Source organism: Ruania albidiflava DSM 18029 (genome assembly GCF_000421225.1).
GTDB classification, from domain to species: Bacteria; Actinomycetota; Actinomycetes; order Actinomycetales; family Beutenbergiaceae; genus Ruania; species Ruania albidiflava.
The window spans coordinates 101,650-121,082 of the sequence record NZ_ATWL01000011.1 but is presented as its reverse complement, the minus strand read 5'-3'; the positions used below and the strand labels follow the sequence as shown (position 1 = coordinate 121,082).

The 19,433-nt window shown below is 68.5% G+C and carries 28 protein-coding genes and 1 pseudogene; 11 read left to right on the top strand and 18 right to left on the bottom strand.

The genetic code is table 11. The annotated features are described in order from the left end of the window. Nucleotides 1–27: 27 nt before the first annotated feature. The 6 genes from priA to K338_RS0113570 all read left to right on the top strand — a co-directional run bounded on the left by priA (nt 28) and on the right by K338_RS0113570 (nt 4,068). The gene (gene priA, locus K338_RS0113595) at nt 28–756 is read left to right on the top strand and encodes a bifunctional 1-(5-phosphoribosyl)-5-((5-phosphoribosylamino)methylideneamino)imidazole-4-carboxamide isomerase/phosphoribosylanthranilate isomerase PriA (protein WP_022918720.1); all 729 of its coding nucleotides are present in this window, start codon (nt 28–30) and stop codon (nt 754–756) included. Continuing rightward, the gene (locus tag K338_RS0113590; protein ID WP_022918719.1) at nt 753–1,529 is read left to right on the top strand and encodes an SseB family protein; all 777 of its coding nucleotides are present in this window, start codon (nt 753–755) and stop codon (nt 1,527–1,529) included. Before priA ends, K338_RS0113590 begins: the two co-directional genes overlap by 4 nt. A 359-nt stretch (nt 1,530–1,888) precedes the next feature. Further along, entirely contained in the window at nt 1,889–2,368 is a 480-nt protein-coding gene (gene infC / locus K338_RS22710) for a translation initiation factor IF-3 (protein WP_051154821.1), read from the top strand. 104 nt (nt 2,369–2,472) lie between these two features. After that, entirely contained in the window at nt 2,473–2,667 is a 195-nt protein-coding gene (rpmI, locus tag K338_RS0113580; RefSeq protein ID WP_022918718.1) for a 50S ribosomal protein L35, read from the top strand. Between the two features lie 29 nt (nt 2,668–2,696). After that, on the top strand, nt 2,697–3,086 hold the full coding sequence (gene rplT / locus K338_RS0113575; RefSeq protein WP_022918717.1) for a 50S ribosomal protein L20: 390 nt from the start codon (nt 2,697–2,699) through the stop codon (nt 3,084–3,086). A gap of 163 nt (nt 3,087–3,249) precedes the next feature. After that, nucleotides 3,250–4,068 (top strand): TrmH family RNA methyltransferase, encoded by an 819-nt coding sequence (locus K338_RS0113570; protein ID WP_027286831.1) that lies wholly within the window; start codon nt 3,250–3,252, stop codon nt 4,066–4,068. A 26-nt stretch (nt 4,069–4,094) separates the two neighbouring features. On the opposite strand, the gene K338_RS0113565 is transcribed toward K338_RS0113570, so the two are convergent. From K338_RS0113565 to K338_RS0113550, 4 genes are all read right to left on the bottom strand, one after another. Continuing rightward, a complete protein-coding gene (locus K338_RS0113565; protein ID WP_022918715.1) occupies nt 4,095–4,502 on the bottom strand; it encodes a DUF6176 family protein in 408 nt (135 codons plus the stop codon). A 22-nt stretch (nt 4,503–4,524) separates the two neighbouring features. Next, nucleotides 4,525–5,343, bottom strand: coding sequence for a nucleotidyltransferase domain-containing protein (locus tag K338_RS0113560; RefSeq protein ID WP_022918714.1), 819 nt, complete (start codon nt 5,341–5,343; stop codon nt 4,525–4,527). Between the two features lie 166 nt (nt 5,344–5,509). After that, nucleotides 5,510–5,863 carry a hypothetical protein gene (locus tag K338_RS22705; RefSeq protein ID WP_022918712.1) on the bottom strand — a complete coding sequence of 118 codons (354 nt, stop codon included), beginning with the start codon at nt 5,861–5,863 and terminating at the stop codon, nt 5,510–5,512. Beyond that, nucleotides 5,860–6,105, bottom strand: a complete 246-nt coding sequence (locus K338_RS0113550; protein ID WP_022918711.1) for a hypothetical protein — start codon at nt 6,103–6,105, stop codon at nt 5,860–5,862. The genes K338_RS22705 and K338_RS0113550 overlap by 4 nt, the downstream gene beginning before the upstream one ends. An 11-nt stretch (nt 6,106–6,116) precedes the next feature. Between K338_RS0113550 and K338_RS0113545 the strand changes: the two genes are divergently transcribed. Together K338_RS0113545 and thpR are read left to right on the top strand one after the other, a co-directional pair. Beyond that, on the top strand, nt 6,117–6,593 hold the full coding sequence (locus K338_RS0113545) for a TetR-like C-terminal domain-containing protein (protein WP_157612443.1): 477 nt from the start codon (nt 6,117–6,119) through the stop codon (nt 6,591–6,593). A gap of 9 nt (nt 6,594–6,602) precedes the next feature. Continuing rightward, nucleotides 6,603–7,151, top strand: coding sequence for an RNA 2',3'-cyclic phosphodiesterase (gene thpR / locus K338_RS0113540; protein ID WP_022918709.1), 549 nt, complete (start codon nt 6,603–6,605; stop codon nt 7,149–7,151). Here thpR and K338_RS0113535 read toward each other — a convergent pair. After that, entirely contained in the window at nt 7,141–7,740 is a 600-nt protein-coding gene (locus K338_RS0113535) for a hypothetical protein (protein WP_157612441.1), read from the bottom strand. The genes thpR and K338_RS0113535 overlap by 11 nt on opposite strands. 59 nt (nt 7,741–7,799) lie before the next feature. Between K338_RS0113535 and K338_RS0113530 the strand changes: the two genes are divergently transcribed. After that, entirely contained in the window at nt 7,800–8,861 is a 1,062-nt protein-coding gene (locus K338_RS0113530; RefSeq protein ID WP_027286829.1) for an ATP-dependent DNA ligase, read from the top strand. A gap of 132 nt (nt 8,862–8,993) precedes the next feature. On the opposite strand, the pseudogene K338_RS26630 reads toward K338_RS0113530, so the two are convergent. Together K338_RS26630 and K338_RS25645 are read right to left on the bottom strand one after the other, a co-directional pair. Continuing rightward, a pseudogene (locus K338_RS26630) lies at nt 8,994–9,233 on the bottom strand (type II toxin-antitoxin system PemK/MazF family toxin); the annotation flags it as partial. Between the two features lie 277 nt (nt 9,234–9,510). Then, nucleotides 9,511–9,654, bottom strand: coding sequence for a hypothetical protein (locus tag K338_RS25645; RefSeq protein ID WP_022918706.1), 144 nt, complete (start codon nt 9,652–9,654; stop codon nt 9,511–9,513). A gap of 123 nt (nt 9,655–9,777) precedes the next feature. Here K338_RS25645 and K338_RS0113515 point away from each other — a divergent pair, with 123 nt between their 5' ends. Further along, nucleotides 9,778–10,317, top strand: a complete 540-nt coding sequence (locus tag K338_RS0113515) for a hypothetical protein (RefSeq protein WP_157612439.1) — start codon at nt 9,778–9,780, stop codon at nt 10,315–10,317. A 718-nt stretch (nt 10,318–11,035) separates the two neighbouring features. After that, nucleotides 11,036–11,494 (top strand): hypothetical protein, encoded by a 459-nt coding sequence (locus K338_RS25640; protein WP_157612437.1) that lies wholly within the window; start codon nt 11,036–11,038, stop codon nt 11,492–11,494. Nucleotides 11,495–12,212: 718 nt separating this feature from the next. Here K338_RS25640 and K338_RS22695 read toward each other — a convergent pair. The 11 genes from K338_RS22695 to K338_RS0113470 all read right to left on the bottom strand — a co-directional run bounded on the left by K338_RS22695 (nt 12,213) and on the right by K338_RS0113470 (nt 19,430). Next, a complete protein-coding gene (locus K338_RS22695) occupies nt 12,213–12,548 on the bottom strand; it encodes a hypothetical protein (protein ID WP_040653940.1) in 336 nt (111 codons plus the stop codon). Between the two features lie 680 nt (nt 12,549–13,228). Continuing rightward, entirely contained in the window at nt 13,229–13,954 is a 726-nt protein-coding gene (locus K338_RS0113495) for a hypothetical protein (RefSeq protein WP_022918702.1), read from the bottom strand. Nucleotides 13,955–13,959: 5 nt separating this feature from the next. Then, entirely contained in the window at nt 13,960–14,265 is a 306-nt protein-coding gene (locus K338_RS25635; RefSeq protein ID WP_157612435.1) for a hypothetical protein, read from the bottom strand. After that, complete coding sequence (locus K338_RS25630; protein ID WP_157612433.1) at nt 14,262–14,489, bottom strand: hypothetical protein; 228 nt, start codon at nt 14,487–14,489, stop codon at nt 14,262–14,264. Before K338_RS25630 ends, K338_RS25635 begins: the two co-directional genes overlap by 4 nt. Nucleotides 14,490–15,111: 622 nt before the next feature. After that, a complete protein-coding gene (locus K338_RS26625) occupies nt 15,112–15,390 on the bottom strand; it encodes a WhiB family transcriptional regulator (protein ID WP_169579556.1) in 279 nt (92 codons plus the stop codon). Then, a complete protein-coding gene (locus tag K338_RS25865; RefSeq protein WP_022918700.1) occupies nt 15,387–15,587 on the bottom strand; it encodes a hypothetical protein in 201 nt (66 codons plus the stop codon). The genes K338_RS26625 and K338_RS25865 overlap by 4 nt, the downstream gene beginning before the upstream one ends. Before the next feature lie 342 nt (nt 15,588–15,929). Continuing rightward, nucleotides 15,930–16,658 carry a hypothetical protein gene (locus K338_RS25625; RefSeq protein WP_157612431.1) on the bottom strand — a complete coding sequence of 243 codons (729 nt, stop codon included), beginning with the start codon at nt 16,656–16,658 and terminating at the stop codon, nt 15,930–15,932. A gap of 764 nt (nt 16,659–17,422) precedes the next feature. Next, nucleotides 17,423–17,773: a hypothetical protein gene (locus K338_RS0113475; protein WP_022918698.1), complete on the bottom strand. Its 351-nt coding sequence runs from the start codon at nt 17,771–17,773 to the stop codon at nt 17,423–17,425. Beyond that, on the bottom strand, nt 17,766–18,062 hold the full coding sequence (locus K338_RS25190) for a hypothetical protein (protein ID WP_022918697.1): 297 nt from the start codon (nt 18,060–18,062) through the stop codon (nt 17,766–17,768). Before K338_RS25190 ends, K338_RS0113475 begins: the two co-directional genes overlap by 8 nt. Nucleotides 18,063–18,171: 109 nt before the next feature. Further along, on the bottom strand, nt 18,172–18,540 hold the full coding sequence (locus K338_RS25620; RefSeq protein ID WP_157612429.1) for a hypothetical protein: 369 nt from the start codon (nt 18,538–18,540) through the stop codon (nt 18,172–18,174). Beyond that, nucleotides 18,537–19,430 carry a tyrosine-type recombinase/integrase gene (locus tag K338_RS0113470; protein WP_022918696.1) on the bottom strand — a complete coding sequence of 298 codons (894 nt, stop codon included), beginning with the start codon at nt 19,428–19,430 and terminating at the stop codon, nt 18,537–18,539. The genes K338_RS25620 and K338_RS0113470 overlap by 4 nt, the downstream gene beginning before the upstream one ends. Between the last annotated feature and the right edge of the window lie 3 nt (nt 19,431–19,433).

The window sequence follows — 19,433 nt, the reverse complement described above, 5'->3', positions numbered from 1 at the left end:
GCGTTCGCACCACCGGAGAGGACTGAAGTGACCTACCTGCAACTGCTGCCCGCTGTGGACGTGGCCGACGGCAAGGCTGTCCGTCTGGTCCAGGGGGAGGCCGGGTCGGAGACCGTGTACGGCGCCCCGATGGACGCCGCCCTGGCTTGGCAGTCCGACGGCGCACAGTGGGTGCACCTGGTGGACCTGGACGCCGCGTTCGGGCGCGGGTCGAACGCGGAGCTGCTCGCCGAGGTGGTTGGTGCCCTGGACATCGACGTCGAGCTCTCCGGCGGCATCCGGGACGACGCGTCGCTGGAGCGTGCGCTGGCCACCGGCTGCCGCCGGGTCAACCTCGGCACGGCGGCACTGGAGGACCCGGAGTGGACCGCCTCGGCGATCGCCCGGCACGGGGACCGGATCGCGGTCGGGCTGGACGTGCGCGGCAGCACCCTGGCCGCCCGCGGCTGGACCAAGGAGGGCGGCGACCTGTGGGAGGTGCTCGCCCGCCTGGATGCGGACGGCTGTGCCCGGTACGTGGTCACCGACGTCACCAAGGACGGCACGATGCGCGGCCCGAACACCGACCTGCTGCGGCAGGTGTGCGCTGCCACCGAGGCGCCGGTGATCGCCTCCGGCGGGGTGTCCAGCCTGGACGACCTGCGCGCGCTGCGCGAGCTCACCGACCTCGGTGTGGAGGGTGCGATCGTCGGCAAGGCCCTGTATGCGGGGGCGTTCACCCTGCCGGAGGCGCTGGGGGTCGCCGGCCGGCTATGACTCCGCTGCCCGATCGTCTCCCGGACGGGCGGCCCCTACCTCGCGGCGAGGGCCGGTCGTTGCCACCGACCCCGCAGTTCGCCGGGGACGACGGCTCCACCGACCCGGCCTTGGCGGCCGCCCTGGCCCTGGAGCAGGAGACCGACCGGCTGCGTGCTGTGGTGGGTGCGCTGGCCACGGCCCGGGTGCTGGTGCCGGTGGTCTCCTACGTGGAGGAGGAGGCAGAGACCATCGAGCGGGAGGTGGGCGGCGCCACGGTGCAGGTCACGGGGGAAAAGAGCGCCTCAGCCGCGATGGTGACCCTGGCGGCCCCGGACGGTCGCGCTGCCATCCCGGTGTTCTCCGGCATGGATGCGCTGCGCGCCTGGCGCGCCGACGCCCGCCCGATCCCCGCCGAAGGGGTGCGTGCGGCGCTCGCCGCGGCCTCGGACGCTGACGGCCTGCTCGTGCTGGATCCGGGCGGTCCGGTCACCGTGCCGGTACCCCGGCCGGCGGTCTGGGCGCTGGCGCAGCAGCGGGAGTGGGTGCCGGCAGCCCAGGACCCGGCGGTCACCGGAGCGATCGACCGGGCACTGACCGCAGTTCCGGGTGTGGCCGCCAGCCGGGTGGAGCCGGGGGAGGACGCGGAGCTGCGGGTGGTGCTCGGGCTGCGGCCAGGCCTGGGTCGGCAGGACGTGCAGCAGATCGTGCAGCGAGCCGGACAGGCGCTCGCGGCCGAGGAGATCGTCGCAGAACGCGTCGACTCGCTGCAGTTCCAGGTCCGCTCCACCTGACGCAGAGGCGGACCGCCGCCAGTGCGCGGACAGGTGAGCGATCTCGCACCACCTACCCCTGGGGACGGCCCGGACGCCCGTGCTAGAGTAGCGGCAGACCAGTCGTCCCTGCCCTGGCAGGGGTGACGTGCAAGTGGAGACTCTCCCACCCATGCTCGACCGGAACGGATGATGCCGCCGACAGAGCCCGGGTCCTAGGTCGGGGAACCTGGTGTTCCTCGAGGTGCCGCCTGCGGCACCCCAGCCTGAGCCTCCGCGCGCACCGCATGCGGAGGCTTTCTTCGTGTCGGGGTACCACAGTCAAGTTTGAAGGTGAGGAGCACCACATCAGCGAGACCCGTATCAACGAGCGGATTCGCGTGCCAGAGGTCCGTCTGGTCGGCCCGAACGGTGAGCAGGTAGGCATCGTCCGGGTTGAGGACGCGCTCCGGCTGGCCCAGGAGGCTGACCTCGACCTCGTCGAGGTGGCCCCCGATGCGCGCCCGCCGGTGGCCAAGCTCATGGACTACGGCAAGTACAAGTACGAGTCCGACATGAAGGCTCGTGATGCGCGGCGCAAGCAGTCGCACACGACCCTCAAGGAGATCCGGTTCCGGCTCAAGATCGACCCGCACGACTACGGCACCAAGAAGGGCCATGTCGAGCGGTTCCTCAAGGGCGGGGACAAGGTCAAGGTGATGATCATGTTCCGTGGTCGGGAGCAGTCCCGGCCGGAGATGGGCATGCGCCTGCTGGAGCGCCTGGCTGACGACGTGGCCGAGCTCGGTCACGTGGAGAGCCTGCCGCGCCAGGACGGGCGGAACATGACGATGGTGCTCGGCCCGAACAAGAAGAAGTAGGCCGCTCGCACGCAACAGCGCCGCCGGTGCACCTGTGCCTTGGGCCCGGGTGCAGCGAGAACAGCCGGCTGGGAACAGCCGGGCAACGACGAGGACAGAGACGAATGCCGAAGAACAAGACGAACTCCGGTGCCAAGAAGCGGTTCCGGGTCACCGGGTCCGGGAAGGTCATGCGCCAGCGGGCCCGCCACGTGCACAAGTTCCAGGAGCGCAGCGCCCGTCAGGCAGCTCGCCTCGCGAACGACGTGGTGGTCGCCCCCGCCGACCAGAAGAAGATCAAGAAGCTGCTCGGCAAGTAACGCCGGCCCCCGACAACGAGGAGTAAGACGTGGCACGCGTCAAGCGGGCGGTCAACGCCCATAAGAAGCGCCGGACGACCCTCGAGCGCGCCAGCGGTTACCGCGGCCAGCGCTCCCGGCTGTACCGCAAGGCCAAGGAGCAGGTGACCCACTCGTTCACCTACTCCTACCGCGACCGCCGGGCCCGCAAGGGTGACTTCCGCCGGCTGTGGATCCAGCGGATCAACGCTGCGGCCCGGGCCCAGGGGATGACCTACAACCGGTTCGTGCAGGGTCTGCGCGCCGCCGGGGTGGAGGTCGACCGCCGGATGCTGGCCGAGCTGGCCGTCAACGACCAGGCCGCGTTCAACGCGCTGGTCGAGCAGGCCAAGAAGGCTCTGCCACAGGACGTGAACGCGCCGAAGAGCCCGGCGGCCTGACCAGCCGGAGCTGTTCAGAGCGTAGGACGGCGCCCCACCTGTTTCGTAGGTGGGGCGCCGTCGCGTGTGTGCCCACCCCCGTACCGCGAACGCTCTGCTCTGCGGCCGCTGTATCGATTTACGTCGCGAACCGGGGCGTTCGCGAGGCGGGGGAGAGGGGAGAATGGGCGGCGTGAGTGGTGAGGTGACGATGGCGAACCCGCGGGCCGACCGGGTGCGCGCGGTCGCGGCGCTGGCGCGCACCTCGGTGCGCTCCCGGCGCGGGCAGTTCCTGGTGGAGGGCCCGCAGTCGGTGCGGGAGGCGGTGCGGTTCACACCCGAGCGGGTGCGCGACGTGTACCTGACCGTGGCGGCCGCGCAGCGCTATCCCGAGGTCACCGATGCCACCACCACCGCCGGCGTGTACACCCACCTCTGTTCCCCGGAGGTGTTGGCCGCGATGAGCGAGGACGCCCAAGGTGTGCTCGCCGTGGCGCAGATCGTCGAGCCGACTGCTGCCGACTTGCTCGCCGCCGACCATCCGCCCCGGCTGCTGGCCGCCCTGGCGCAGGTGCGCGACCCCGGCAACGCGGGCACCGTGATCCGCGCCGCCGACGCCGCCGGTGCCGACGGAGTGCTGCTGTCCGCCGGCAGTGTCGACGTGCACAACCCCAAGGTGGTCCGCTCCACGGCCGGATCCTTGTTCCACCTGCCGGTGGTCACCGAGGTGGACCTCGCCGAGATGGCCGGCACCGCGCGCGACCGCGGCCTGCAGGTGCTCGCCGCCGACGGGGGCGGGGAGCAAGACCTGTACCGGGCGGACCTGGCCCGCCCGACGCTGTGGCTGTTCGGCAACGAGGCCCACGGACTGGGTGCGGCTGAGCGGGAGCTGGCGGACGCCGTCGTGCGTATCCCGATCCACGGCCGTGCCGAGTCACTGAACCTGGCGATGGCCGCCACGGTGTGCCTGTACTCCTCAGCCCGCGCGCAGCACACCGGCTGACCCGGCCCGGATCCGCGCCAGGGGCCTCAGCTGCCGGTGCGCCCGAAGGAGGTCAGCGCGTCCAGGATGTGCGGCGGTGCGAGCAGGAACATCGGCGTGAGCTCCTCCCAGCCGCGTTCCTTCACCTGCCGTGCCCACGCCTCGTGCGCGGCACCCACCGGGTTCGAGGTGTCCAGCCCGGGGCTGCCCTCGCCCACCAGGGACAGGTGGTACATCCAGATCGTCCCGTCCTCCTCGGTGTGGGAGAAGGTGGCCTCGAACGCGGCCCGCTCGGCCGGCAGAGCCTGCTGGCACTCGGCGTAGCGGTCGTGCAGCATCTGCATCCACTCGCCGAGCTCGGCATCCTTGCCCGACAGCACCCGGGCGCGGGAGAGCTCCAGGTGCAATCCGTCGGGCACCGAGGCGGGCATCGGGATCTCGGCAGAGTCGTCCATCGGCTCAGCCTGGCAGCAGCGGTCAGTGTGCGGCCAGCGAATAAGCGTCCTGGATCACCTCGTCCATCGTCTCGGCGGTCAGCTCCCGCCAGTGCGCCCGTCGTGGACGATCCGGTATCGGCGCGCCGGCCAGGACCGCTCGCGCGACTGCGATGATGCCGCTGCCGTCACCGAACAGCTGCTGCCCGTAGGCGCCGGCCTCGTCCTTGGACAGCACCTGGCCGCTGGCGATCGTCGCGTGCAGCCGCAGCGGGCCGAGCACGTTCCACTCCGTTGCTGCTGGTCGCAACGGCCGGGACCCGGTGCGCACCCTGGCCACCTGCCCAGCCCAGTACCGCTCCAGGTTCGTCACCAGCCAGGACCGCAGGACCTCCGGCTCCGGATCCAGCTCCCAGTGCCGCGGCGCCGGTCCGCGCAGGGTGATGCCACGCTCGGCCAGCACCTGCCACATCACCGGGTTCACGTCGAAAGCGGCGCTGGGGAAGAACTCGTGGCCGTTGTGCGAGGCCACCGGCGCGATCTGCGTCACCGGCAACGACAGCTGCGCCGCCGGTACGAACGCGACGTTGCAGGTGGCGTGCAGACGACCGGCCCGCGCAGCGGCCGCCAGCACCCGTGGCGCCTGCGCGGCGTGCAGCATCCGCAGCCGGCGCCGCAGCCGGTCCCCGGTCAGTGGCCCGTCATCGAGCACGGCGATCAGGTCGATGTCGCTGCGGCCCGGCCGGTAGGCACCCAGAGCCGTGGACCCGACCAGGTAGCAGCCCACCAGCTGGCCGGGCAGCAGCCGGTCGGCGGCGCGCAGGTAGTCGGCGGTGGCGCGGCGCACCTCGCGTGGCAGCATCAGGCCACCCTAGTCTCCGCCCCGCGCGACGGCCGTGGTGCCGGTCATGGTGCGGCCGAAGCGATCAGCTCTCCACGACTGCCCCGCAGGTGAGCACGAATGCCACCAGGAACGCCGCCCAGGAACGCACCGCCTGGAATGCCTCCCACCGCCGGCGCATCTTCGCTCAGGCAGGTTCGGCCACCTCGGCGACGCTGGTGCGGGCGGTGCGCCGGTTGAGCCCCACGTTGACCGCCACGGTGGTCGCCAGCCCGAGGCCCCACAGACCGACCGCCAGCCACGGCAGCACGCCGACGCCCACCAGGCTCGCCCACAGGATCAGCACCCCCAGGCAGAGCGGCATGGCCACCGGCATGAAGTGCCCGAAGGTGCGCACCAGTCCCTGCTCGACGGTCACGTGGTGCTCGGTCGGCAACCGGCGGATGACCGGGTGCACGAACGCGTAGGAGCCGAACTCGGCGCACGCCGTGAAGCCCGGCAGCACCAGCGCGGCCAGGACGACCAGCTCGTGCGCCGTCACGCCAGCACCTGCACCGCGAACACGCGACGTTCCTCGGTGACCGCGCGGACCAGCTCCGCCGCGCTCACCCGGCCGCCCCGCTTGGCCCGAAGGCCAGCCGCACGCCGGTAGCCGGGTACACCGTGCACCAGGTGACCGAGCAGCCCGGTGCTGCGCCCGGTGAAGGTGAGCAGCAGGTACCTCCCACTGAGCAGCCGGTGCAGCAGGGGAGTGCGCAGCACGGCGGTCGGGACGGCGTTCATCAGCCTGCTCGGTGTCCTCTCTCGTCCGATCCGATAAAGTAGGCGCTGTCAACAGCCACGCCGCTCCGTACAAGCACTTCGCCAGCCAGGACGGGCTGCGTACCGAGCTTGCCCGCCGCTGGATGGCGAGCTTCATCGACGCCCAGGAGCATGCGGTCACCGGCACCGACGCGGCAGCTGACCTGCTGGCCGCCGGTCTGGCCTACGTCGACTGGGCGGCCGAGCACCCGTCCCGGTTCGCGCTGGTCTTCGACCCGGTCTTGAATCGCGGCACCGGTGCGGGGCAGCTGTCGAGCCAGGCGGCGCGGCACGAGCAGCTGCTGCAGCGCCTGGTGGTGGCGGCGATCGAGGCCGGCGTGCTCACCGGTCCGGCCGAGGTGACCGGGCGGTGGTTGTGGGCCCTCGTCCATGGTCTGGCGACGCTGGTGATCCTCGGGCAGGTGCCACGCGAGGCTGTGCCCGAGGTGCTGCGTCGCGCGCTCGCCTAGGCTGCGGCCATGAGGCTGTTCGCCGCGATCCGCCCGCCTGGATTCGTGCTGGAGCACCTGGACGGCGCCCTGGCAGCGCTGCGCTCAGGAGCCGGGGACAGGCTGCGCTGGGTACCACCGGAGCAGCTGCACCTGACCGTCGCCTTCTACGGGGAGGTGCCCGACGGCGCAGCCTGGGATGTGCAGGAGATGCTCGCTTCCGCTGTGGCCGGGTGGGGCAGCATGGAGCTGTCGCTGCGCGGGGCCGGCTCGTTCTCCTCCCGGAACCTGTGGGTCGGAGTGGCAGGCGACGTGGCGCGGCTGCGTCTGCTGATGACCGACTGCGCGCAGGCACCGCTGGCCGAGTCGGAGCCCGAGCGGGCACCGCGCCCGCACCTGACCGTCGCCCGGTCCGGCCGCCGGGCCCGCGAGCTCGATCTGCGTCCGCTGGCCCGGGCGCTCGCTGTCTACGCCGGACCGCAGTGGAGTGCCGACCAGGTCGAGCTGGTCCGCTCCCGGCTGGGAGAAGGACCGGGTGGCACGGTCGCGCACGAGGTGATCGGCGCCGTCAGGTTGTAGCACCGCCGGTGCTGTGCTCCACCGCCTCGTGGTAGGCGCGGCAGAGCTCGACCACCACCAGCGCGCTCTCCGCGAGCGCGCTCTCGCTCAGCCGCTGGTCTGGCAATGATGGCTGCTCGGGAACCCGGCCGATCGCCGCGCGCAGTGTACGGCTCTCCGCCTTGCCGAGCCGATAGTCGTGATCGATGGTCTTGAGCACATCGCGCAGTTCAGTGCGTGCCGTCTCGTCGGAGTGGGCGAGCAGGTCGATCGCTACGTCCAACCAGCGGGTATCGCGCTCATCGGAGTGCTCCACGGTGTCGGAGACGATGTTGAACAGCTCCATGTGCACGGTCCACGCCAAGGGGTGAGATCGCTCCCGGTCGTCGTACGGCAACCGTGACGCCGTGGCCAGATACCGTCGGGCGCGGTCCCGGTCGCCGCTGTCCAGCGCGTCGAACGCCTTGTCGACGAGGTTCTCCGCACCGTCCTGGCCCGCGCGGCTGTACCGGTGCAGGGCGCGGTCCGAGGCGAGCTCGACGTCCCCGAGGCCGCGGTTGGCGTACTCGGCAAGGATCCGTTCGGAGAGGCCTTGCATGTCCTTGTCCACGGTGACCGAGCCTACGGCAGGTGCGCGACGCCGTCGGCCAGCCAGGCTACTGTGACCGGATGGACCTGCCCCTGGACCTGCCGATCCAGCCCATGCTCGCCAAGGCGGCGAAGACGATCCCGGCGCCGGACGCCGTCGAGGGCGGCTACCTCTACGAACCGAAGTGGGACGGCTTTCGCGGCATCGTGCTGCGCGACGGGGACGAGATCGAGATCGCCTCCCGTGGCGCCAAGCCGCTCACCCGGTACTTCCCGGAGCTGGTGGCGGCGTTCGGCGAACACCTCCCGCCCACGTGCGCCATCGACGGCGAGATCGTGGTGCGCAGCGGCGAGCCCGGTGCCCAACGGTTGGACTGGGAGGCGCTCTCGCAGCGGATCCATCCGGCGGCCTCCCGGATCACCCGGCTCGCTGAGGAGACCCCGGCAGAGCTGGTCGCCTTCGACCTGCTCGCCCTCGGCGAGACCGGCTACACCGCGGAGCCGTTACACGTGCGCCGGGCTGCGCTGGAGGAGCTGTTTGCCGGGATCGACCCCGCGGCGCCGATCCACCTGACCCGAATCACCGACGACGCCGCGCTCGCCGAGCAGTGGTTCTCCCAGTTCGAGGGCGCCGGGCTGGACGGGGTGGTGGCCAAGGCGCGCGAGGGCACCTACCAGCCGAGCAAGCGCGCGATGATCAAGGTCAAGCACCGCCGGACCGCCGAGGCCGTGCTGGTCGGCTACCGGGTGCACAAGTCCGGGCAGGGGGTGGGTTCGTTGTTGCTGGGCATGTACACCGAGGCCGGTGAGCTGGTGAACGTCGGCGGCATCGCCGCCTTCACCAACGCCCGCCGACTGGAGCTCGTCGAGGAGCTGGAACCGCTGGTGCGCCGGGACGCCGAGGGTAGCGTGGAGGCGGCGGAGACTGAGCGGTCCCGGTTCTCCGCCAGCAAGGACGTCTCCTACGTGCCGCTGCGCCCCGAGCGCGTAGTGGAGGTGGCGTTCGACCAGCTGGAAGGGATGCGGTTCCGGCACGCGGTGACCTTCCTGCGCTGGCGCCCGGACCGGGACCCGCGCTCGTGCACCCTGGACCAGGTGGACCGCGCCGTGGCCTACGACCTGGCGGACGTGCTCAGCCGGTGAGAGAAGGTCCAGGCGAGTGCGACTCTCGTCACGGCAGGGCGAGGAAGTCCCGCAACCAGCCGTCCACCTCCCGCATCGTCGTGGAGTCGACCCTTCCGAGGTCGCCGACGAGCCGGTCCCGGTGATCGTGCGCGGCTGCTCGGTCATCGCGAACGTCGGCCGGGGCAGCCGGAGCCCGGGACCGCGCAGACGGATGTGGTTCGGCCAGCCACGTTCGGTCGTGGTCCCGGGCACGATGATGGCGAGTGAGTCTGCCTGCTCGAGGTAGAGGTCGCTGGCGACCACGAGCACCGGACGGCGGCCGGAGTGCTCGCGGCCGGGCACCGGGTCGAGCTCAGTCCACAGGACGTCTCCGCGATGCAGGTCACTCACCGGGCGTGCCGTCGTCCAGGGTCACGTCCCAGGACCGGAACTCGTCCCAGCACGCCGCATCGGCGCCGCGGAACGCCCGTCCGAACTCCTCCATGCGCGCTCGTCGCTCGTGCGCATCGAGCAGCCGCTCGATCAAACCCGCAGCAGTGACCCCCGGGCCCGCGCATCGCGGTTGATCCGATCGCGCAGCTCCGGACTCACCTTGATCGTCGTCGCCATGAGGCGAGCATGCCGTGCAGGCTACTGCTTGGTATACGCGATGCGCCCATCGGGGGCCTCAGTCGACCACCCGCTCGCCTGCGGCGTCCCAGTGCTCGGCGACCTTCTTGCTCGGCTGCACTCGCGGCGGCTCACCGGGCATCTTGGGGGTGCGGGCCGCATCGGCGCTGTGCAGCCCGTCGGTAACGGCTTGATCTGGCAACGCTTCCTCTAGCGCTGTGGCCCGGGTTATCGGGTGAGAAATCACCTTCCCGGCCCAACAGAACAAGTGCCCCGCCCGGTGATCGCCTCACCGAACGGGGCCGGCGCTGAAAGGACCAGCACCATGGAACATCGTAGGCGAACGATCGACCTAGCCACAGTGGCCGCACCGAGTGAGTACATCGGCAGGCGTGCCACCTGGCACGACTTCGAGGGCCGGGAGCACGTCGGCGTGCTGGCACCGGACCCGTTCGGCGGTCCGTTCCCTGTCGTTGACTTTGGCGATGGCACGTACGGCCGCAACGGCTCGGTTGTCACGCTGGTGATCGAGTCCGACCCGCTCGACGTGGACCACCTGCGGTACCACCCTACCGACGCGGCCGTGAAGGTTGCTGCGAGGCTCGCGGCGGAGATCATCCGGCAGAAGGACACGCTCACCGCCCACCAGGTCGGCACGATCGCCCACACGTTGGGTATCGACGACCCGGACCATTGGCGGTACCTCGGGAAGTTGAAGGCGCAGGGTGTCGAGTACAAGCCGTTCTCGCCGCAGCCTGCACTCTGTGGTGTCTCGTGGCGTGAGCGCGGGTTGACTGGTTCCCCGCGGACCTGCACACGTCCGGTAGGGCACGACGGCCAGCACGGGCAGCGGGTGGACCGATGATGCGGCGGGCGGCGTCGGCGCTGGTCGGGATCGTGTTCTGCTCACTCTGCGCGCTCACCCTGGCGGCGGTGATCGGGCTATGACTCCCACCCCACACTGGCCCGTCCCGTCGCTGCTGCGGTCCCTGGCACGCGCCGGATGGGGTGACCTATCCGGCCGCGAATGGCAAGGGGTGCGCAGCGTACTCAGAGCGCTCTGCGACAGCCTCCCGGACCGCTCCGGCGAGGGGCACGTGACCGAGCCGCAGATCGCGCAGCGGGCCGGGTTGTCGCTGCGCTGGACCCGCCGGTGCCTGCACGTGCTGGAAGACCTCGGAATCGTCGTTTCCTGGCGTCGTGGCGGCATCGTGGACGGTCGGCCCACACCGTCATGGCTGAGGCTGTCTAAGCGCGCCCTGGTGGCACTGGTGGAGGCTGCCCGCCCGTTGCGGGAGGCTGCGGACGCTGCCCGGCGGTCTGAGACGCGGCAACGGGTCGCCGGGGTGTTGTGGGCGGTGCGTTCTCGCAGGTCAGACCATGCGGCACTGGCTGCTGGCCTCCACTCACCTATCGGTGGAGGTTCCCCGCCGACCTCCGCCGGGGCTGTGGATAACTCACCGTGCGAGCACGGTGAGCCACGCGGGCCAGCATGTTGTGCCCTGTGCCGCCACGGGATCGCGGCGTGAACACTAAGTGTTACGCTGTCACAAATCACTCACCGTAACACTTAGGAGTGGAGCATGAGCAGGGGTCACGGCGTACGGCAGCGGCAGATACTGGAGCGCATCGAGAACGTGGGCGCGAAGGGTCAGTACGTGACACCCGCAGGCTCCACCGCATCAGATGCTGCCGCACTCAGACGCGCCGCCTACCAACTAGAGCGCGAGGGACTACTACAGCTCCGCATCCACCGCGGAAAGCTCGCGATGTGGCGACCCGACGCGGAACCACCCATAGACAACCTCTACGTCGAAGGTACGGACGGGAGGCTCTACCGGTCCCCCTACGGGGCCGAACGCGAGGACATCGAGGACGACAGGGAGCAGCAGCGACTCTATGCCGAGTGCCGGACCCGTTACGTGCCACTGGCAGAAGCACATGGTCATCCCAGCGGCCCCGGCGTCTACATGTGCGCCGAATGTGCCGAAGCGGCGGGATTCGACGCGGATCTAGTGGAACGTCTGCGCACGGGCACGTAGGCAGGTGCTCCCCCGCGTGCGCGGGCGCGATAGGTGAGGACAAAGTCTCGTCGCTACCTTGTCCAGTCCTCCCCGCGCGTGCGCGGGCGCGATTGAGAGGTTCTCGAATCGCCAGACCTCTGGCGATGTCCTCCCCGCGCGTGCGCGGGCGCGATTCTAGAGATCTCCCCCAGGAGAAGACCTCTAGCGTCCTTCCCGCGCGTGCGCGGGCGCGATGCACCCTCACGCGGGCCGGTACCGGTCCAACGTGACACGGATGACTCACCGGTCATACTCCGGTAACGGCACCGGGCGACCAGCAGCACGGGCCGACTCATTCGCCCACCCCGCGAACAACTCCAACGAATGCCTAAACGCCTCCGGGTGAGACTGCCAATACGCGGCCCGGGCAGCCTGCCACGCCTCCAAATCCGGCCACTCACCCGCACGAAACACCCGCAAATGCTCCGGCACACGCGACCGCACACGCTCACGCCTACGCCTCACCGGTCCACCTCCCACTCATCCACACCAGGGTGCATCGGCAACAACCCACCCAGCTTCAACCACGCATTACGAGACCCCTGCAACACAGCGACCACATCCGGCCACGCGCCCGGATTCGCCTCGTGAAACTCCAACCGCGCAGCCCGCCACGCCTCAAACGACGGCCACTGTTCCGGGTCGAACCGCCGCAACCTCCCCGGCACTAGCGACCGATCAACTCCACGCCGCCGCCTCACCGTGCACGCATCCCATACGCACCACGAACCGACCGGGCACGCGGCAGCTCGTCCTCCTCCAAACCAGGAACACCCAACGTGACCAGCAACCGGGCCAACGCCAACCGTTGCTGCCGGGCCTCCGCGATAGCCGGATGCACCCGCACCCCCTGCGAGGACGGCGACAGCGGCCCATCATCAGACACCACCTTGTCCAACACTGCGATCATGTCCCGCGTCCTGGCAGCCTGCTCCAGGGTTGCCAACTCATGCTCAGCCAGGTCGAACTCTTCGGTCACCGACTGCCAGAGTCGTTTACCAGCAGCAGCCAGACCACGCGGCGTGGCAGGCACCTTCGAACGATGCTCCATGATTGAACCTTCCTTCTTCCATTTAGGGTCGAGTTTGAAACACCCAAAACGGCGGAATCATGCGGAAAAACCTCCGTCAAGGGTCCTTTGTTTTAGCGGCGGGTGAAATGTTTCGCTATGCACGGGGAGCGACCAGGAGAGTGGGGGAGGGTAACCACCCCTGGGGGTCGCCTGAGACTTGGGGCGGGCACCTGTGGCGTCAGCGGCAGTGCACTAGTGCTAGCTCGACACCGGCCATGCTGGCGACACCTGCTGTTGGTGTTTGACGCCTGGTGACACCCGGTTTGTGGGGTGGTGACACGCCCGGTTTGGGGTGTGCTGCCGGTGCTGGTGTGCTGCCACGTTGACTGTGTTGCTGCCACGTTGTTCTGTGCATCGTGTTTGTGTTCCGGTCGGTGTTGGTTGTTCCTACCCGCGGCCACAGACAGCGCCGGGGTGATCAAGCAGCAGCAGAGTGACGCTGGCGTCCGTGTGCTGCGGGTGACCTGCATGCTGCGAGGAACCTCGCACCTGCCCTCGGCCCCGTCCTCCGGGTTGGTGGGGTGGGGTGTGTGTTCGTGGGTGGGGTGGTGTTGCGGGGTGGCCCCTGGGGGTGTGTTGTGTGCCCCTGGGGTGGCCTGGCACCGCCCGGGTGTGGTCACGGTGCCAGGCCACATGGGTCCTCAGGCGTCCAGGGTGCGGGCTGCGGCAACCTCGGTGTGGTGGGCTGCCTCGGCGGGTGCCACCGCTGCGGCCACTGCCCGGTCATAGGCGGCGGCATAGTGGGTGTCCCCGAACCGTGCCTCGAGGTCACGGGTGCGGCGTTCGTCATCGGAAGGCATCACCCGCGGTACCCGCAGCAGCAGCACGTCGACCGGGGACAGGTCCGCTGCGGGCCGGGTAGCGGGTGCGGGGGTGTCCTGGGTGGCGGTGTTGATCTGCGTGTTCAGGTCCGCGAGACGGGCTAGTACGTCCTGCCCGGCAGCATCGGCCTGCCGCAGGTGGGATAGTTCCCGGTTCCAGTCTTTACATTGTGCTTCCCAGTGCTTGTAGGTGCGTCTGGTGCGGGCTGCTGCCTGGCGGCCGATCCGGTCGGCCTCGAGGTACGCGAGGCGTTGGGCGGTCACGTAGGCAACCCATGCGGCGTGGATGCCTTCACCGGCGGCTACGGCCTGGTGGAACTGTTCCCGGGTGCGGTCAACTTCGGCGGCGAACGTGGCTTCGAAGGTGTCGGCGCGCTGTTGGTCCCATGCTTCTACCTCGACTCGTCGTGCGTCGAGTCGTCCCTGTTCGGCAGCCTCTTGCTGCGCCCGGAGCTGGGCGGCCTTCTCCCGTGCCTTGGTGGCGGCGGCTTCGGCCCGGTCGGCTTGGGCGGTCAGCTTGTCCAGTTCAGTCGTGGTCGTCGTCATGGTGTTCAGTCCTCCTGGTCGTCGGTGTTGGTGTTGGCGGGTTGCATGGTGACCGGGTCGATAACAACGTTCCCGGTCCTGGGTGCCGCCGGTGTGAGTGCTTCGAGTTGTGCGAGCCGGTCGGCGCTGGCGCCGGTGCGGCGGGCGCGTTCGACCATGTGGGCACGTGTGGCGGCCTGTAGTGCCACCAGGTCGGCTGCTACTTGCTCGTTCGCGGGCCGGGACAGTTGGGTGGCTTTCTCTCGGGCGATGCGTTCGCGTTCTTGCCGTTCGGCCTGGGCGGCCTGGTAAGTATCGCGTGCGGTATTCATTTCATAGCCTTTCGTGAGTTGGTGAAGAACCGGTAACCCGTTGCTCGGTCGTCGGCGGATAGGAACATTGAGCAGTGCGGCATGAAACGCTGCTGCCCCGCGTGGTTCAGTGTGTGGGTGTGTGGCTTGCCGCAGTAGACGCATTCGACGACGGCGTGGTACCGGTCGTACTTGATCACGTACGCCTCGGGGATATCGGCGCCTTCCGATGGTGCTGCTCTCATGCTGTTACTCCCTTGATGATGTTCTGCCCGTGTACGTCGAGGCGGATATGGCAGCCGTGACAAAGGGGCCTGTAATCGGCCGGATTCGCGCTATAAGACATGCGCCGTAGTGGCCGGTCGGGGTTGCGAGCATCTTTCACCCATTCGGTATGTACGTACTCACTCACAGGGTTCACTAGTGCCCATGCCTCGGCCGGACGATCGCACCCGAGGGCGGCGCATGGGTGAGACCGGGCTGGACCGTAGCAGCGGCGCACCCGGTGGTGGGCGCCGTCATATCCGACCCGGTGGGCGAGGACTTCCACAGGGATGGGGAACGCGCCCTCGGTGCTGTAGCGCTCCGCAGCCGCGGCGTACCGTGCGCGGACCGTCTCCTCGTAATAGGCGGCGTACCGTGCGCGGATCGCCTCCCGGTTAGCCCTACGGTAGGCGGCGTCGCGTTCGGCGATCTTCTCCCGGTTCGCGGCACGATAGGTGGCCTGGCGCGCCGCGTCCCGTTCCCGGTTAGCGGCCCTGTAGGCCTTGACGCACTCGCGGCACTGATACGCTCGGCCGTCGCTGCTCGACGCGCGCCTAGAGAAGGCTTCGAGCGGTTTGGTCTGACCGCATTTCGTGCAGGTCTTCACTTGTTCTTCCTTTCGCTAGGCAATTTGCCCGCCCAAACACCGACGGGCTCGGGCCATCGGTCGATGTGGGCACGGCACATGCTGAGCAGCGGGCATCCGCCGCAGTGAGCTGCCGCGAACGCCTGCGATTCGGGATCGTCGGCTGTCCACGCCGCCCAGTTCGAGCGGGTGCATGGAACGGGTGTCCCGGACTGTCCGAGGTCAGCCGCGGCTGAATACAGGTTGTCGAGTGATCGCTGCTGCTCGGGGTCGAGTGCGGCGGGCTGCCGGCTCACCGCTCGGCCCCCATGAGGTCCTCCAGCAGCCGGCGCGCCTCGTCCAGCCGCCACGACGCCACGGCCCGCCTGAGCGCCTTGTAGGCGCGTTCCCGGTGCATGGAGTGCTCCCTGGCGGCCTCAGTGGCGGCAGCACCCTCTACGTCATCCTGGGCGGGCGTGAACGTGGTGCAGCCCGCAAGCCCGGTTCCGTGCATCCGCCGAACCAGCCCGCAGCCTGCGCACACATCAAGTTCGTGGTGACTACCCATGGTTGGCCTCCGGGCGCTCGATGAACACTTCACCATCGGTACGCGCGTTTAGGTGTGCCTGGACAGCTCCGCGGAAGACGTGATCGGCTCGCGGGAAGTCCCCATCCTCGACCGCCTCCCAGAAAGCTCGGATGTTCCAGCCGGTGTCACTAGCGAGCTTGTCGGCGCTCGACAGGAGGTGATGCCACTGGACTACCTCCCGCATCTTCTGGTCCCGGTAGTCGAGTCGGGGGATGAGGTGGTGCTTGCCCTTGGGGCTGCGTGTGAATGTGACCATCGGTCTATCTCCTAGCTGTTGGTGGCGCAGTCGGTGGTGTGTGTGCCGGTCCAGATGTCGGTGCGGCATGAGTGGCAGTACTTGGGTCGGGCGCTGCCGGGGTTGCCGTCACGGTTCGGGCAGTTGAACTCGTGAGGGGCGTCTTTCGCGTTGCCGCAGTAGGGGCACCAGTTCGTGTGCTGCTGCCGGTAGTAGTCTTGAATGTCTTCGATGAATAACCGGTTCAGTTGAGGCGCGTGGCCTTTTACGTGTTTGCGGCGGAATAGTTCCAGCAGGTCGTTCCAGGTTTCGCCGCATGGTTCTATTCCGAGCCTGTCGGCGACAGCTTCGCATTCGTAACCGGGCTGCCATTCTTCAATGGGCGTTTCTTCCAATTGGTCCCATAGCGATGTCGGCTTGTTCTTTTGGCCGTCGAAGAATTGGGCGATCTTCTCGGCGCGTTCTTCTGCGGTGAGGTTCCGCATGAATCCTTCCGGCTGGCGAATCGGGTTATTGCCGCGGCGCTTGTTCTCCCAAGCGATGAACTGTTGCTTCTGCTCGGGTGTCATGGCAGACCAGCTCGTGGGCTGCGTGTCGTCCCCAGCCTCGGTCGCGGCAGCGACCGCTACGAGACGTTCGTGAGGATCAGCGGTGAGGTTGGCTACGGCCGGTGAGGTTGCTTGTCGAGCGGCAGCGTCGGCGGCAGCGGCAGCCTGGGTGCCGTGCGCGGGCGGTGACGTGTGAGCGTCGCCGTCGAACACGCTGCTTTGCTTCTCGCTTCGCTTCTGCTTTGCTTCGGGTAGACAGAACTGTCCACCCTTCGGTGCCGAAACTGTCCACCCTTCGGTGTCAGAACTGTCTACCCTTCCAGGGGATGTGTCAGAACTGTCTACCCTTGAAGGGTGGACGGAACTGTCTACCCTTCCGGCATCCTCGGGCTTCACGTACCGGGCTCCATCGGGGGTGACTTCCACGTTCACGCCGGGGCGGAGCACGGCACCGACCGGCACCCGCAGCGCGAACCGTCGAGACCGTCCCGTGTGCGCCGATGCTGTCTCGATCAGCCATCCGCCGTCAGTCAGCTCACGTAGACGGTCTTGTGTCCGCCTCTTACTGAGTCCGACATGGGCGATTAGTCGGTCCATGAACACCCATACTTCGGATGGCGATTTCGCGTATTGGGCGAAGATCGTCCCTGTATAGCGGGTTTGGATTGGGAGGTTTGATCCCTGGATCGCTTGCCGCCATGTGAATACATCCTCGGGCGGAGCGGTTTCAACTTGGGGCTCATCGGTCATAGGGTGTGCTATCCTGTTCTTACACGTTGCGGAGGCGGTTAGCCTTCAGGGATTAGGCCCGGGGAGTGTGGCTCCGGGCCTTTCCTTTGCCGTCAATTGCCGGAGCATTCGTTACACACGCCATGCTTGAAGTGCATGAGTGCGGCGTAGGTGGCGCAAAGGTGACCACCGCGGAATTCCCAAACAATGTGTCCACCGAATATTGGTCGTCGTCGGGGCGGCTTTGCTCACGCACTGGCGCTCACCTCCACCGCTGGGCTCGGGTCCACGTTGTGCACCGCGGTGTTCCCGGTCGGGTCGAGCTGCCAGACGGGGACGCGGCCGCCGCCAGGCAGGGACCGGACCGGCACGCTGCGAGCGTTGCGCGCAATGTAGGTACGGAACGTGCACGGCGGCGATGTCCGCAGGAAGTCCCGGCACAACCGGGTCACCTTCGCCGGGGCGAGCGAGACACCAGCGCCAGCGAGGATGCTGTGCGCGAGGCGGATCGCGTGCTCAACCGAGCCAGGGCGTACTTCTCCCTCGGTGCGGCCCTCGTGGTTCGGACGCTTGGATTCGGAGCGGGTCAGCTCAAGCAATGCGACCACCGCCGGCGGCGGTCAGTTCGGCATCGGCGGTGGTGGCCTCGGCGGTCAGCTCGGCTGCACGCCGGCGGGCGCGTGCAGACTTCAGTGCAAGCCGCTTGTAATACGCCTTCCGCAGGCTCTCAGCGCGTAGAGGATCGCCGCCGGCCTGGTCGAGGAACTTCTGCTCCAGCGCTCGGCGGGCGCGGGAAGTTCGGGCGGCTCGGTCGGCGGTGTTGGCCCATGATTCGTGGGCAGCGATGGAAGCTGCTAGTGAGCGTTCCGACTGTGGACGGGTGCCCATGCGAGAACTCCTAGGGGAATCTCGCTAGGGCGCCGATCTCCTAGCAGCGAGCGGGCACCGCTCGGCCTTCACGTAACGCGGTCTTAGTTATTCCGACCGCCGATTACCACTATACGCTGCGATTGCGCACAGCGCGGATGACTCTTGGCTTCGGCGTGTTGGTGTTCGCTGCCTGCGCAACAGCCCGCATGTCGAGGGCGAGCGACCCGTGCCGTGGGCAAACAACCGTCCGCTCACTCCCCGGCCTGGCGAGCGTGAAGACCTTCTCACTGACGGCCAGCCCTCGCCCATGTTCCGCTGAGCGCACCTTCCCGAACAGGGAGCGCAGCACCCAGCCGGTCAACACCGCACCCGTGGGTGTGACGGTGCGCCCGTCACGCTGGACAAGACCAACGCGCCGCGATCCGCACTCGCCACAGGCGATCTCCACCAGTACCGGCCCGGCACCGGGACTCACCAGTTCGGGGGGAATGCTCATACTCGGTCGCCTCTCCTGAGTCGTCGTGCAGCGGCCTTGGCGCGGGCGTCAGCAGCCGATGCCCCGTACCGCTCCAACATCACGTCCGAAGTCCAGCCCGCTAGCCGTTTCAGGTCGCGCTCCTGCCCGCCGGCCATGAGGAAGTCGTGAGCGAAGGTGTGCCGGAACCGGTGCGGGTGCAGCCCTTCGATCCCGGCCCGGTTCCCACGGTCGCGGATACGATCACGGGCGCCATCGGGGGAGAGTGCGCCTCGTTGGGTGAGCCAGAACGCATCCAGGCTGGCGAAACGATGCTTGGCACGGATGCGGGCGTACCGGTCTAGCGCGGCCGTGGTGCGGGTGGAGAAATATACGGTGCGCACCTTCGACCCCTTGCCCCGGACGATGCACATCTCGTTGTCGAGGTCCACGGATTCGGTCGTCATGCCGCACAACTCGGACACCCGCAGCCCGCAGTCGAGCAACACGCGGATGATCGCCTCGTCGCGTCGGTTCTCGAACGTGTTGCCTCGGCAGGACTTCATCAGCGCGGCCAACTCGTCATCGGTGAGCACGGGCACCGGCTTTGCCTGGGCGATCGGTGGCGACATGCCCTGCATCGGGTGCTTGTCGATCTCCTCCTCGGTCAGCAGCCAGCCGCAGTAGCGGAACAGTCCCCGGTAGCGGGTCCGTACGGTGCTCGGCTCGCGGCCGACGGCGAGGTCGGCCAGCCAGTCGCGGATGTTCGCGCGGGTGAGGTTGTCCACGGTGGGGGAGATGTCCTGAGCGGTCAGCCACTCACCGAACATGCGAACGCTCATCAGGTACAGGGTGACGGTTCGCGGCGCTCGGCCCTCAGCCCGTAGGGCACGGGCGAAGGACTTACCGAGGTCGTCGAGGGTGGCTGCCATGAG